The sequence below is a fragment of the Oceanobacillus sp. J11TS1 genome (assembly GCF_018333215.1).
Taxonomy (GTDB): Bacteria; Bacillota; Bacilli; order Bacillales; family Amphibacillaceae; genus Oceanobacillus.
In genome coordinates, this window is sequence record NZ_BORO01000010.1 from 103,339 (window position 1) to 117,944 (window position 14,606).

The following is a 14,606-nucleotide window of genomic DNA, read 5'->3' on the forward strand; positions in this document are numbered from 1 at the left end:
TACTTGGTTTTATTATATTTGGAGAGAGTAGCAATTGTTACAATTTATTTTGTTATTCACTCCACTTTCGAACCGAGCGAGAGAATATGAAAGCATTTCCTCTTTATAGAGGAAAAACAATGTGTTTGGTTGTAAGCACTTTATCGTTACTATAAAGGTAGTTTCATAAAACATAAATTTAACAAAATTTGGGTTAAGCCTTCACCTAAAGCCAGCAGTAAACCGATATAAGTATGGAATGAATATTCGTAATCCGATGCTGGAAGAGATAAAAAAGAATTATTCTTTGGCATTTGAAGCAGCTATTTCAGCTGGTATTACAATTGGTAAAGAGATGGAAGTAGAGATAGATGAAAATGAAGTTGGCTATATTGCGCTTCATATAGGGGCAGCAATAGAACGAAGAAAGTTGATGTCTGAAGCAAAGCGCTGTTTAATTGTATGTGCTTCGGGATTTGGCACCGCTCAATTAATTTATTATAAATTGAAAAATCAATTTGGTAAGGAACTCGACGTTGTCGGCACAACGGAATATTACAAATTACGTGATTATAATTTAAATGATATTGATTTTATTGTGAGTTCGATTCCAATTTCAGATGTCTTGGTTCCGGTAATTCAGGTTAATGCTATTTTAGGAGATAATGATTTAATTAAAATCGGACAATTTGTAGGAGAGAAAAGCCATTCTATAAATACTTATTTTGATGAGAAATTAACATTTCTTCGGAAAAAAAATCAAACGATGGAGGAAGTTTTGAGCTTTCTTAACGATGAATTAATCAAGGAAGGCTTGGTAGACGATACCTTTTTAGAAGCGGTTTATGAAAGAGAGGAGATTGCTCCAACTTCATATGGTAATTTTGTTGCGATACCACATCCAATAACACCCAAAACGGAAAAACTTTTCTAACTATATGTACCTTAGAAAAGCCAATTAAATGGAAGGATAATACAGTGCAATTTATTTTTCTTTTATGTGTTAAAAAAGATTCCCAGGAAGATTTGCAGGAAATGTATGAAATGCTGGGGGAGATAATTGATAATAGCACGATGGTTAAGAGATTGATACAAGCTAGAAATTATAAAGAGTTTGTAGGGATTTTGCAGTAATGCGGGCTTACGTATTTCGTTTGATAAGGTTATAGATAGATTAAGAGCGAGAGTATAGAAATAATAATAGTAAGGGATTATTTTAGGATTAGCGAGTAGATGTGATCCAAAGAGGAATTGCTTCCGAGGAGCTTTAAGCCCAAGTTAGGTAAACAATAGGCGATGAGTGTAAGATATATTTAATTTTGTAAATCTGTTCCAGTCATAGCATAAAAATGCTTGATTCTAACTTGCTGTTTCAGCCATTTTAAAATATCTCAATCGCCCAGCGTGGACTATAAATATTGCTTAATTTTTCTAACTCTAAATAATCATGGAATACTTAACCGATTATTTGTGAAACTTCCTCAGCCTGATATTTTTTATGCTTCCGAATAATGGGGGGATTATTTTCCATGAAGTGATTATGTTCAAGTTAAGGTGAAGCCTTCCAAAAAGTATAAAACATGCTTAACAGCCCTAATGTAGACTCTTTATGAAAAGTTTACCACCTTTAGGGCTATTTTAATGTCGTCATATTATTTTCCGCTTACAATTTAATTAATGAAAATTAAAAAATATCATTGTCCTGTCATAAATGCAGAATACAGTATATTGATAAGAGGGATATATGTTTTGTATAGAATATGTGGGAGAAGGAATGTGTATGAATTAAATAAGATGTACAAAGGAACGGTGAACCAGTATTTTGTCTTACCAACCTTTCGTTTTGTATTAAAATCCTTTATATCGGGGGAAGGTTGTGAGTGATCGGCAGATTAACAAGGTTGATTTAGGTAATGAATATAGTTATTATTATGGAATTAAAAAACTTACTATCAGGAACCGTGATTGACAGTAATCAGAATCATTAACAGTGTGCCGATAAAGAATCTGATAATCACTCCAAGCATTCCGGGCGTTTTTATTTAACAGTTAAAAAATGTGAAAAGAACGCATATAATAAAGTATAATGAATAATTTATGTGGCTGGAGGCAATACTTATTTGATGTCCGAGGGAAAGTAAAGTTCGTTTAAAAATACTTACTGTGATATATTAAAATGAGTTAAAATAATTGTTGAATGATACATTGAGAGGAGGATATCAATGAGTTTATTTTCACTTGCAGTACAAAAGTTTGGCAGTGTAGAGAATGCTAAAATTGATGTTTCGAAATTCATGATTTTTGTCGGTGAGAATAATACTGGTAAGAGCTATGTGCTTCAATTAATATGGGGGATTATCGATAATAAAAAATATGTGATCAATCATTCAGAAATAGATGGATTAAAAAATGAATTTAAAACTTTATTAGATGAACAAAAAGGCAAGCTAAAGGAAACAGATGCTGAAAAAGTATATTTCACATTACCACCCGAATTTTTTGAAAAAGCTTTAGAGTATTTTAATGAGTCATTGAATACAAATAAAAGTGTTATTTTAAATAATGTATTTAATTCTAGAGATATATCTGTGGGCCATTTACAGTTAATTAAAGATAATTTTCCTCATATAAAAATAAGCTATTCTAATATGGATGCGTTAATAGAGCAATTCCAAGAGGATAAAACAGAAAGTGAAGCTGAAAAGAATAAAGAAAAGAGAGTTCGAATAGAGCTGTTCGTAGATGAAAATAGAATAATTACTTGGAATTATCCCTTAAAGGCGGAAAAATATGCAGTTTCAAACATCGTGGAAAATGTAATACTCTTTGCGATATTTGAGGAATTTGATGGGTTTTATGAAAACGCATCTCCCGTGTATTTTCCTGCATCAAGAGCTGCTTTTATGCAAGTATACCGATCACTGCTTAGTAGTAATATACGCGAAAAAATAACAATGGATCATCAATTGTCGTTTGATTTTAGTGAAGATATGATAGATAAAAACACTATACCTGGGTTAACCATTACGAAAGCTGTTACCGATTTTATGCTTTCTTTATTAAATTATGAGGAAATGCCTGAAGAAAAGAATAGATATAAGAATGAATTATCGTATATTTCCCGTTCACTAACTGAAGGTAAGATTATAAAAAACAATGATAACCGAATGATGTATGTACCTTCTTCTGATAAGCAAACACAGCTGCCGATGCATTTAACATCATCTCTTATTGCTGAAACTGCTCCGTTTTACTTATTTTTAAGTGATAAAAATGACCGCCCTGGATGGATTGTAGAAGAAGTTGAAACACATTTGCATCCAACGAAACAACTAAAATTAGTTAAGTTATTTTTCAAATTAATTAATAAAGGAAAATATATTTGGATTACCACACATAGTGATAGTGTGGCTCAACAAATTAATAATCTATTGTTGTTATCTCAGAAATATACACAAGAAAATTTTAATCAATTAAATAGTGAACAGAAAGATATAATAAAGGAAGATGAGATAATTGATATGAAAGATGTCTCTCTATATCAATTCGTGAGACAAAATGATAAGACGAGTATTAGTCACTTAGAATTTGGAGAATACGGATATGATATTAAAACCTTCAATGATTTACTGGATTCTTTGTATGATGAAACAGAAATCATTCAAGAGATAGTAGACTCATGGAGGGATAAGTAATGGTTCTGAGTTTTAATCTATCTAGAATTGATGGGGAATATATAGATTTATATGAACAACATTCTTCTAGGTTTGACCTTTTTGAACTTAAAGAAGAAATTGAAGAGAAAGAACCGCATATTGAATATGGTGAAAGACCGAGTCATACAGATGTTTTAAAAATCGAGAATACAGATAGTAAAGTGCAGCAAATTATTCAGTATGCCAAAGATAAAGAAAATGAGCATAGTGTGAGACTAATGGAATCAAAAAAATGCTGTGATGGTATTTTTATCCGGATAAAAGAAAACGGTTCTGCTTCCATCGATGTTTATGAATTAAAAGATACTATATCAGATACAAATTGGGAGGGAAGATGGAGGAAGGGGAAGGTTAAGGGATCTGCGAAGAAACAGTTAGAGGCCGGGATATTAATAGCAATAACAATCGCAAATATAGCGGGAATTCCCAAAATAGAAACAATTAATTGTACACTAGCTTACGCCTTTGATGTAAATGCCTCAAACCAGAAGAGTACGGTTGGAAAAAAGTCAAGGCTAGGTCAGAGAGTAAAGCCATGGAAACAAAAAAAGGTAGATTTGCTAGAAGGAGAAGCGAAGTATGGAGACCCGCTTGAGATTAATATGCGGTCAGTAAAACTATTGCACCAATCAGATAAAAAACTTTATGAAGAAAAGGTAAATTTTTATTTTTGAAGATATGACGAGTTTTAATGAGGGATGTAATAAATTGAGAGATTAGTATAGAAGCGCCTCCGTCGAGATTCAATTTAGGAAGCTAAACGGGGGGTTATTTTTGTGTCTAATAGGAATACATGAGCATGTATTGGTTTCTTTGTATTTCTATGGGAATATTTTTCTCTATAATTAAATAATTAAGTTATTAATCTTTAATTAACGGTCCAGATTGTGAAATAAAGTATTATGAAGATAATTATTAGGAAAACTCAGTTTCAAGATATTGAGGGGTTTCTGAAACTTTAATTGTAATCAAACGTACATATTAGTGGAGCATAATGCATTATGAATGTTACATAGTTTCTAAAAACACTTATTCATACGTTCTAAACCTTTAATGTGTGAGTTTAAAATAATTTACTTGGACATAATGATAGCCCTATGGAATCTACTAAAGTTTACTTTAAAGATACATTTGATTACGTAAATTTTCAGCTTGAAAAGAAAGATTTGGGTAATTAATCAGAGAAAAGTGAGGTTTTATTAATGGATATTATCACTGATTATTTCACGGAAATAGGAATTGTGATTTCTTTTCTTTCGTTTATGATTTCTACTTTTGCTTTTATATTAGTTTATTTAAATCGAAATGATAAATTTAGACCTCAATTATTTGCTCATTACTCCCCTAGCCGAAAAGACCAAATGAAAGAAGGTTTCATTTATTTAAAAAACTACGGTGAGGTTCCTGCTTTTGTTTCTTCTGTGAAAATACGCTCGACTTATGATATTTATACAAGGTCTGAACAATATGCTTTTCATGAAATAGGTGAAACTCCCTCAGATGCAAAATTGCGTCAAGAATATATACACCTCGAGGATAGTTTTAAAAGATACTGTGAAAACAGAACTTTTCTTCCTGGTGAACAAATTGCTGTGGAGGTAAAGGGTATCATCTCAACCGATAACAGAAAAATATTTGATGATACGAATATATATGACCTAATAAAAAGGCAGGGGGAAAGGAATTTTGAGAGTTATCAGCAGAGAATTTCACTTCTGGTAAAATATAAGAAAGCTAAATTTGTTTTACCCTTTGCTATTCCCAAAATTGATACATTTAGAGAGAAGTTGATAATTTTCGATGGCAGTAAAGATTAATGAAACACTCTCAAATGCGAGTCTTCTTCAATCGGGGACAGTTATCGAATAAGAGCTTGATCGTCTTGCTCGATACAAAGGCTTAGTTTATTAAATTAAATTGATTTTCTGTTCTTTTATGTAAAATTTTGATAAATTGTAAATAAGGAGCACGTATAAGGGTGATGAAATTTTAGTTAGCATTTTCAATTATTTAGGTAGGGGTGATTATTTGCGAATCGGGAAAGATGATTTTATGAAAAAGTATAATCTTGATGTTGGTCTAATAGAAAAGTATCAAATAAATTGGTCTGAAATGGAGGCGATTTATAAGGATTTTACTGCTAGAAGAGAACAATTAGAGGTATATTCCAATTTATTAGCTGATCTTTTAAGAAAACAATCAAGGGTACACACTGTAAGGTCAAGAATTAAGGATCCAGAACATTTAATTGCAAAATTGATAAGAAAAACACCAGATAGGCAGCAACAGAAAGGCGATGAATTTCAATTTACAATAGATAATTATCGAAGTGAGATAACGGATTTAATAGGTATTAGAGTTATACATATATTCAAAGAGGATTGGAAAGATATACATAATTATATTAATCAGACTTGGTCAATAAAAGAATTTCAAGTGAATATTCGTGAAGGTGATAATCGTGGTATCTATGAAGACCTAAAAATACCTATTAACTATCGAGAAACTGGATATAGGTCCGTTCATTATTTAATTGAGTTTTCACCCACTAATGAATTATTAACGGCAGAAATACAAGTTAGAACGATATTTGAAGAAGGATATGGGGAGATAGACCATTTATTAAGTTACCCTAATAATAATGTCCCCGAGGTATTAACATTAAATTTGTTAATGTTAAACAGATTAGCAGGTAGTGCTGATGAGATGTCTTCCGCGGTAAAGACAATTAAAGAAGAGTGGAATAAAATGCAAGAATCGTTAAGTGCTAAAGATGAAGAACTCAAAAAATTAGAAAATAAAATTGATGAGTTGAATATTCAGAGGAGTGAGAAAGAATCATTGTTTGAAGGTATAGATAAAATTAAAGTGGATACTAACTGGATCAATAATATTGGAGATACAATTTATGCCATTAATGATAGGGTGAGAAACATAAGTAGTGATTGGGATAAGGGGATAACCAGCCCTAATACAGATCGAATTTTAACGATGGGTAATGACTGGAATAAGAGAATAACGAGTCTTGGTACGGATGGAATTACTAAGATAGGCGCTGATAGCGCTAATATAGTAGATAGTAACTATAAAGAGGAAAAACAAGGTGAGTAATAAAATTGAGTCTGTAGGTTCTAAAAACGATTAAAGTTGAAAATAAAGTGGAAAAGCATGGGGCTTTTCAGTTGGAACGGGTAGAATACTAAATAAAATATGTTACAAAATTCACTTAGATTTGGACACATCAGAGTGCAACTATATCGTAAATAAGTTATTAAATAAACGTGTATAGTTGTTGTAGGAATATGCCAAAAGGATGATTCCTACCACTCTATAGGGGTGGGGATTTCCCAAAATTCTTTTGTAATATAAAAAATCGCAGTCAAATTATAATTGGAGTTTTAAAGGAAATTAAGTGATTATCCCAATTACCATGCGGCTATTGAAACATGGTGCTCGTTTTTTTTAATTCTTACTGGACAAGTTGCTTTAGGAAAGGGAGAAAATAAATGGAATAGCATATAAACATACTAGTTGTCGAAGATGATAATGAAATTAATCAGTATTCATTGCTTCAATTAACTAAGAGAACCAATTCTTATATATAGCACACCTCATACTTATAAAAGGCAGGTGTGCTTTCATCTATTTTTATCTTTTACGATTAATTTTTTGATGATTTTCCCCATAATTCAAGCGCCCCATCCCTATTTCGCACCCGTTAATCATGGTATAATAAAATAGCTTTGGACTGTCTGCATGCTCCGCAGTCTGAGGAAGAAAAAAGATTGACAGAGGGATTAAGTTATATCTCTCTTAGGAGGATATGATGTGATAACGATTAAGGATATTGCAGAAATGGCGAATGTTTCGAGATCCACGGTTTCCAGAGTGTTGAATGATTCTGGTTATGTAAGTGAGGATGCAAGGAAACGTGTGGAACGGGTGGTTAAGGAGACTGGCTATGTTCCAAGTGAACATGCAAAATCACTCCGAACAAAGAAGACGAAGGTTATTGGGGTTATTTTGCCGACAATCCAAACGGAAACACCAAGTAGGATTGTGACTGGATTAGGACGAGAGCTCTCTAAGCATGGCTACCAAATTCTTTTGGCAAACACGGATCATGATAAAGAAAAAGAACTTGAGTTTCTAGATTTATTGAAGGTGCGCCAAGTAGATGGAATTGTTTTAATTGCTACAAATACGGATGATAAGCTGATGGAAAAGATAAAAGAAATTAATACCCCATTAGTCATGATTGGGCAGGAAGCAGAGGGTGTCATACATGTTACCTATAATGATTATCGTGCAACAAAAGAATTAACGAGACTCTTTATTCAAAAAGGTCATGAAAAAATTGCCTTTATTGGTGTGGATGAATCTGATCGGTCAGTGGGGCATTTTCGGAAGCAGGGTTATTTGGATGAAATGGCTGCACAGGGATTGTCTGTCGATAAGGCTTGGGTGCAAAAGGGAATTTTTGATATTGAATCAGGATATGAAGCGATGAAACAAATTTTAAATCATGCAGTGAACAAGCCGACTGCCACCATTGCTGTTACGGATCGATTAGCAATTGGGGCGATGAGTTATTTAAAGGAACAAGGAATGGACATTCCAACCGATATGGCCATTGCGGGGATTGGGGCATCGGAAATGTCGCAGTATTTGGAACCACCTTTAACGACAGTCGATTATCAGAATGAAAAAGCTGGTGAGGAAGGTGCAAAGCAAATTTTAGCCTGCATTAACTCTAAACCATTCCAGGAAAGAATAGTGATGAACTATAGACTAATTATTCGTGAGAGTGTACAATAAAAATGGAAACCGATTTCATACCGAGTAGTGTGAGATCGATTCCATATATACTTTTGTAATGTCAGTTTTATTTTATAATTAATGTGGAATCGATACCACAATCAATAAAGGAGAGTGAATAGATAGTGTCTGATAATAAGAAAATAGCAGAAGAGCTAATTGCGTCTGTAGGAGGTTTGGAGAATATTGAGTCGGTTACGCATTGTGCAACGCGAATGCGATTCATTATTCGAGATGAAGAAAAAGTTGATAAAGAAAGTGTAGAGGAAATTGACAAAGTAAAGGGTGCTTTTTTCAATTCTGGACAATATCAGGTTATTTTTGGAACTGGTACCGTGAATCGAATTTACGAAGAAGTATCAAAGTTTGATTTGAAAACGTCTACAAAGTCGGAGCAACCAAAGGAAGCAGTTAAGAAAGGGAATAGACTGCAGCGGGCCATTCGTACTTTTGGCGATGTGTTTGTGCCAATCATTCCGGTTCTTGTCGCGACAGGTTTATTTATGGGGCTTCGCGGTCTCATCATGCAGGAGGAGATTTTGGGTCTTTTCGGATTGACTGTAGATGATATATCCGCTAACTTCCTATTGTATACGGAGATTTTAACGGATACAGCGTTTATTTTTCTGCCGGCATTAATTGCTTGGTCGACCTTCCGTGTATTTGGCGGGACACCCATTATTGGCGTTGTACTGGGTTTAATGCTTGTTAGTCCTGCTTTACCGAATGCATGGGGTGTTGCGACTGGTGCGGAACCATTAACGTTCTTTGGTTTCATCCCTGTTGTTGGCTATCAAGGTGCCGTACTTCCTGCGTTTATCGCTGGTATTATAGGTGCAAAATTAGAAAAAGCAATACGTAAACGTGTACCAGAAACATTTGATTTAATTGTCACGCCATTTCTTACTTTATTAGTTATGAGTATTGCGTCCTTATTCATCATTGGACCAATCTTTCATACTGTTGAATCGTATATTTTAGATGCTGCACTGTTTGTATTGGGATTACCGTTTGGGTTAGCAGGAATTCTGCTTGGATTCTTTAATCAGATTATTGTAATTACTGGTGTTCATCATATTTTTAACATGTTGGAAATTCAATTGCTAGGAGACCTTGGAAAAAATCCGTATAACGCTATTATTACTTCGGCTGTGGCAGCACAAGGCGGAGCGGCATTAGCGGTTGGTTTGAAAACAAAGCGTAAGAAATTAAAGGCGTTAGCAATGCCTTCATCCCTATCTGCATTTTTAGGGATTACGGAACCAGCTATATTTGGAGTCAATTTACGTTACGGAAAGCCATTTTTAATGGGACTAATTGGCGGAGCTGCTGGTGGTTTCCTTGCAGCTATTCTTAAGCTTGCAGGATCAGGTATGGCGATTACGGTTATTCCAGGTACGCTTTTATACTTGGACAATCAACTCTTGCTTTACATTTTAGTAAACCTCGTAGCGATTGCAGTTGCTTTTGCTTTAACGTGGATGTTCGGCTATTCGGACAAAGACACACAAGGAGAACATGCGTAATAGGAGATGTTTATGAGACAGTCAGCAAATGAATTAAAAAAGCGTGCATTAAAAAAAGTAGTTGATAGGAAAGAGATAGTCGCTCGGGATCCTTACCGGCTGCACTTTCATATTATGCCACCGGTTGGTTTGTTAAATGACCCAAATGGATTTGTTTTCTACAAGGGACAGTACCATATGTTTTATCAGTGGAATCCTTTTCAGACAGAACATGGAGCAAAATTTTGGGGGCATGTCATTTCAGAGGATTTGGTCCATTGGAAGGAAGCACAAATTGCACTAGCACCTGATCAGTGGTATGACAAGAATGGTTGTTATTCTGGGAGCGCGGTCGTTTTCAGGGAAACATTATATGTATTCTATACCGGGAATGTAAAGAATGAACAAGGGGATCGGGAATCCTATCAATGTCTAGCTGTTTCAAAGGATGGCATTCATTTTGAAAAAAGGGGGCCAGTTATTCATGTGCCAACCGGCTACACAGCGCATTTTCGAGATCCGAAGGTGTTTGAGAAAAATGGTCGGTGGTATATGGTGCTGGGAGCACAGACAGAGGGAATGCAGGGTGAGGTAGTCTTGTACATGTCAACTGATCTTGAAAATTGGAGCTTTCAAGGTACTCTAGCTGGAAGTGGTCGTCATGGTCTAGTGGACTTCGGTTATATGTGGGAGTGCCCTGACTTATTTGAGTTAGGCGGAAAGGATATTTTGCTCGCATGTCCACAAGGTTTACCGCCGGAAGGATTCCAATTCAATAATACTTTCCAATCGGGGTATATTTCTGGGAAGGTTGATTATGAAACTGTTTCATTTCAACATGATGCGTTTGTTGAATTGGACCGGGGCTTTGACTTCTATGCGCCACAAACGACATTAGGTGCATCGGGGCGTCGGATCTTAGTTGGTTGGATGGGTAATGCTGAAGAAGAAGGCACCATTCAGCCAACGGTACAGCATGAGTGGATTCATGCTTTAACCGTGCCAAGAGAGCTGGAATGGAAGGACAGTAAACTGCTTCAGCGCCCAATAGCAGAGCTTCAATTATTGCGGGAAGATGAGATCCAATATTCCGATGTCGCCGTCAGAGAAAAGGCTGTAATGCTGCCACGTGTAAATAGTCAGGTGTTTGAGTTAGTAATAGAGGTTGAAGATTTCGATGCAACAGTGCTTTCGGTAGAGCTTGGTGGAAAAACGAGCTTCCATTATAATGCGAATACAAAGGTGTGTACGTTGAAGCGAGGGAAATTCTCTAGTGAAGGCATTGAAAGTAGACATTGCGTATTGGAAAATCTAGACAGTATCCAGATTCTAAAAGATACCTCTTCTGTTGAAATTTTCATCAATAATGGGGAAGAAGTGTTTACTTCTAGGGTTTTTGATAAGCTAGAAGCAGATCAGGTTCGTTTCACTTCCGAAGATGGATGTGTCATGCTACATGTGAGGAAGTGGAATTTAAAGAGGGTTATAGACTACTAAGAAGTTCGAAAAGGGATTTGAATATGTTTGGGAAACTATTTAAGAAAAAATAGGAAGTAATTATCGGATGTGCTCAAATTTAGATAGATTGAAAAGGACCGGGGTTTGCCTGGTTTTCTAATGGGAGATCCCTCGTAAAATGAATGTTTGTTTAATTACTTACATTGTACACGAGGGCTCTTTCTTTCTTATTTTTAATCCAACTTAATTGATTATTTGAACAGTTGTGAAGAGGACTTGTATAATATATTTGAGAGATAAAAGATAGGTGGTAATTTCGGAGGTCACAAGAAATAGGTCTCTGTATTCTACGCTCTATTGCACATTAGACAGTAAAACTAAAATTTTAAGTGAAAAAAGAGGAGATAAAGGATATTTAATAAGAATAGTTATTTTCGCAGCAATAAAAAAGCCCTTCTGTTGACTGATGTAACAGAAAGGGAGAAGGGGGGCTGTACCTTTGATTTCAACAGCAATGAAAAGGTAAAAGCGACTTATAACCCTCCAGATAGAATAAATTTCTCAATTGCTTTTCCGACCCCATCATGATTATTCGTCTCCGTCATTTCATCAGCAACTTCCAGTACTGCTTTTTGAGCATTCCCCATCGCTACTCCGATTCCGGCCGATTGAATCATTTTTACATCGTTGAGACTGTCTCCCACCGCCATTACATTCTCCATCGTTATTCCTAATCTTTCACAGACTAATTCTAGAGCTGCGGCTTTATTCACTCCTGCAGGATTGACCTCAATCGTGACGGCTGTCCGATTGCTAACTTCTATGCCGTCTATTGAATGCACTTTTGCTGCTATCTTATTTAGGAATTTATCGTCCTTATGAGCGCAGCTGAATTTCAGCCATTCGTATTCACTGTAGTTATCCGGTAAGTCATTGTAAAAAGGTTCTTTTGAGGAAATGGTCCACGTATCCATGCTTAAGTCTCTACCATAGTGATATAAGCTGGCCAGTGTTTCTGCCTCCAACAGATGTTGGGCAATAACTGCAGTATGATCGCTTTCGAAGATTTGTCCGCCATTGCATGTGATTAAATGAGAATTCAACTGCAGATTTTGAACGTAAGTATAGCAGTGATGAAAGGGACGTCCGGTACACAGGACGACAATAATCCCTGCCTGATGTGCCTTCATAATTTGCTTCTTTGTCCAATTAGTAATCTCTTTTCTATCGTCTAACAAAGTGCCATCCATATCTAGTGCAATCATTTTTATATCTGCCATAACATTTATCCTCCATCTGTATTTACTATAGGCTTTCCTTTTTAGTTTGACGGCTCGTCTGATAATACGTTCACTATATCACTCTGTATTCAATAAATCATTACCCTGTGAATCTTTTTTAATGACCTAGGTCATTTTCCATTACTTAAATAAGATAATAGGAAACGGAGGAGCTTCAACTATTTTTTCATATTGATAGAATAGAAACAGAGATAATAATTCCAAGCATTCATGCCATTTTTTATTTGTTTTTAGCGGAAAATGAATTGGAATCATTGATACAAGGAGGTTTTAGATGATGAGTAAAAGAAAAATTGGTGACTCCATACAGCAATTCGGTAGAACGTTACTTCTTCCGATTGGAGTTTTGGCTCCTATTGGGATGCTTTTGGGGATTAGTGGAGCGCTTACGCAAGATTATATGGTAGATAAGGTTCCTTTCCTCGGAAATGAAGGCGTTAACACTGTTTTAGTAAGCATAAAGACGATCAGTAACGTTGTTTTTGATAATATTCCGTTGTTATTTGCGATGGGTGTCGCCTATGGGATGGGGAAAAAAGATAAAGGGATTTCTGTCTTTGCCTCTGTGGCTGGGTATCTGACCCTGATTGTTGCAATGAATGTATGGCTGATGGTCACGGGAACAATGGCGGATCCAGATGTAATGACCCAGCAGGGGCAAATTGAGATACTTGGTATTCAAACCGTAAATATCAGTGCTGCCGGGGGAATTTTAACCGGTTTGATTGCAGCCTGGGCGACGGAACGATTTTATAACCTGGAACTACCGGCGGCGTTGGCATTCTTTTCCGGAAAAAAATCAGTTCCAATCATTACAATCGGGATAATGGCTGTAGTAGGAATGCTACTTCCTTTCATCTGGACATATTTTGTGGGGCTGCTAACGAATTTGTCAGCGGTATTTTTAAGTGTTGTTGGTCCATTTTTCACAGCTGCGGGGGAACGATTGTTCATTCCGTTTGGACTTCATCACGTCTGGAATGCATTATTCCGATTCACTGAAGCTGGCGGTTCATATGTTATTGACGGTAAGACATATGTCGGTGTTGTTCCTGCTATTACAGAAATTCTGTTTAATCAGGGACCGAACAGTGAGTACTGGTCTATGATGCCGAAGCTGTCCCGTTTCATGGCACAACAGCAGATGCTTGTTGTACTATTTTTATTCCCGGCAATTGCATTTGCTATGTATAAGGCTGCTTATAAAGAAAATAAAACTTATGTCAAATCTATGCTGGTTACAATGGTGTTGACAGCTTTTCTTGGGAACGTGACGGAGCCGCTCGAATTTACTTTTGTTTTTCTGGCGCCGTTACTATATGTCGTATACGCCTGTATTGTTGGAATCGGTGCTGTGCTGCTGTCACTGGCAGACGTTTCAATAGGATATATCAGAGGAACGATTTTTGACTTCACGATTTTTGGGCTGCTTTATGAAAACTCACGATGGATTTTTCTTGTTTTAATCGGTTTGGGGTTAGCTGTCGTCACTTATTTCATTTTTTATTGGGCCATTATTCGTTTTGATATAAAAACGCCGGGCAGGGAGAAGCTCCAAAATGTAGACAGCACCCTGCTGAAGGAAAAGCGCTATGACGAGATTGCAGATAAAGTAGTGGAAGCACTGGGTGGAAAAGAAAATATTTTGAATGTAGACAACTGCATTACCAGGCTGCGGATTGATTTAAAAGAGGTCAGAGATATCAACAAAGACTTATTAAACAGTACCGGGTGTTCAGGATTCTTTTTCCCGACAGCTAAGCATATTCATATCGTTTATGGGACACAGGTTGAATTTATAAAAAATGCAGTAGATGAGAAAGTATAGA

At 35.9% G+C, this 14,606-nt stretch carries 9 protein-coding genes and 1 pseudogene; 9 read left to right on the forward strand and 1 reads right to left on the reverse strand.

The window, feature by feature from the left end:
• Window positions 1-238 precede the first annotated feature (238 nt).
• The 8 genes and pseudogenes from KI343_RS10130 to KI343_RS10165 all read left to right on the forward strand — a co-directional run bounded on the left by KI343_RS10130 (window position 239) and on the right by KI343_RS10165 (window position 11,515).
• Window positions 239-1,113, forward strand: a pseudogene (locus KI343_RS10130) (BglG family transcription antiterminator).
• Between the two features lie 1,088 nt (window positions 1,114-2,201).
• Window positions 2,202-3,674 carry an AAA family ATPase gene (locus KI343_RS10135; protein WP_212926303.1) on the forward strand — a complete coding sequence of 491 codons (1,473 nt, stop codon included), beginning with the start codon at window positions 2,202-2,204 and terminating at the stop codon, window positions 3,672-3,674.
• Window positions 3,674-4,369: a hypothetical protein gene (locus tag KI343_RS10140; protein WP_212926304.1), complete on the forward strand. Its 696-nt coding sequence runs from the start codon at window positions 3,674-3,676 to the stop codon at window positions 4,367-4,369. Before KI343_RS10135 ends, KI343_RS10140 begins: the two co-directional genes overlap by 1 nt.
• 567 nt (window positions 4,370-4,936) lie before the next feature.
• On the forward strand, window positions 4,937-5,512 hold the full coding sequence (locus KI343_RS10145) for a hypothetical protein (protein WP_212926305.1): 576 nt from the start codon (window positions 4,937-4,939) through the stop codon (window positions 5,510-5,512).
• Between the two features lie 211 nt (window positions 5,513-5,723).
• The gene (locus KI343_RS10150; RefSeq protein ID WP_244856881.1) at window positions 5,724-6,806 is read left to right on the forward strand and encodes a RelA/SpoT domain-containing protein; all 1,083 of its coding nucleotides are present in this window, start codon (window positions 5,724-5,726) and stop codon (window positions 6,804-6,806) included.
• 717 nt (window positions 6,807-7,523) lie between these two features.
• Window positions 7,524-8,513 (forward strand): LacI family DNA-binding transcriptional regulator, encoded by a 990-nt coding sequence (locus tag KI343_RS10155; protein ID WP_212926306.1) that lies wholly within the window; start codon window positions 7,524-7,526, stop codon window positions 8,511-8,513.
• A 125-nt stretch (window positions 8,514-8,638) separates the two neighbouring features.
• The gene (locus KI343_RS10160; protein ID WP_212926307.1) at window positions 8,639-10,039 is read left to right on the forward strand and encodes a sucrose-specific PTS transporter subunit IIBC; all 1,401 of its coding nucleotides are present in this window, start codon (window positions 8,639-8,641) and stop codon (window positions 10,037-10,039) included.
• A gap of 12 nt (window positions 10,040-10,051) precedes the next feature.
• Window positions 10,052-11,515, forward strand: a complete 1,464-nt coding sequence (locus KI343_RS10165) for a glycoside hydrolase family 32 protein (RefSeq protein WP_212926308.1) — start codon at window positions 10,052-10,054, stop codon at window positions 11,513-11,515.
• A 494-nt stretch (window positions 11,516-12,009) separates the two neighbouring features.
• Here KI343_RS10165 and KI343_RS10170 read toward each other — a convergent pair whose 3' ends face one another.
• Window positions 12,010-12,756: a Cof-type HAD-IIB family hydrolase gene (locus tag KI343_RS10170; RefSeq protein ID WP_212926309.1), complete on the reverse strand. Its 747-nt coding sequence runs from the start codon at window positions 12,754-12,756 to the stop codon at window positions 12,010-12,012.
• A 298-nt stretch (window positions 12,757-13,054) separates the two neighbouring features.
• On the opposite strand from KI343_RS10170, the gene KI343_RS10175 reads away from it, so the two are divergent.
• The gene (locus tag KI343_RS10175) at window positions 13,055-14,605 is read left to right on the forward strand and encodes a PTS transporter subunit EIIC (RefSeq protein ID WP_212926310.1); all 1,551 of its coding nucleotides are present in this window, start codon (window positions 13,055-13,057) and stop codon (window positions 14,603-14,605) included.
• The last annotated feature ends 1 nt before the right edge of the window (window position 14,606 follow it).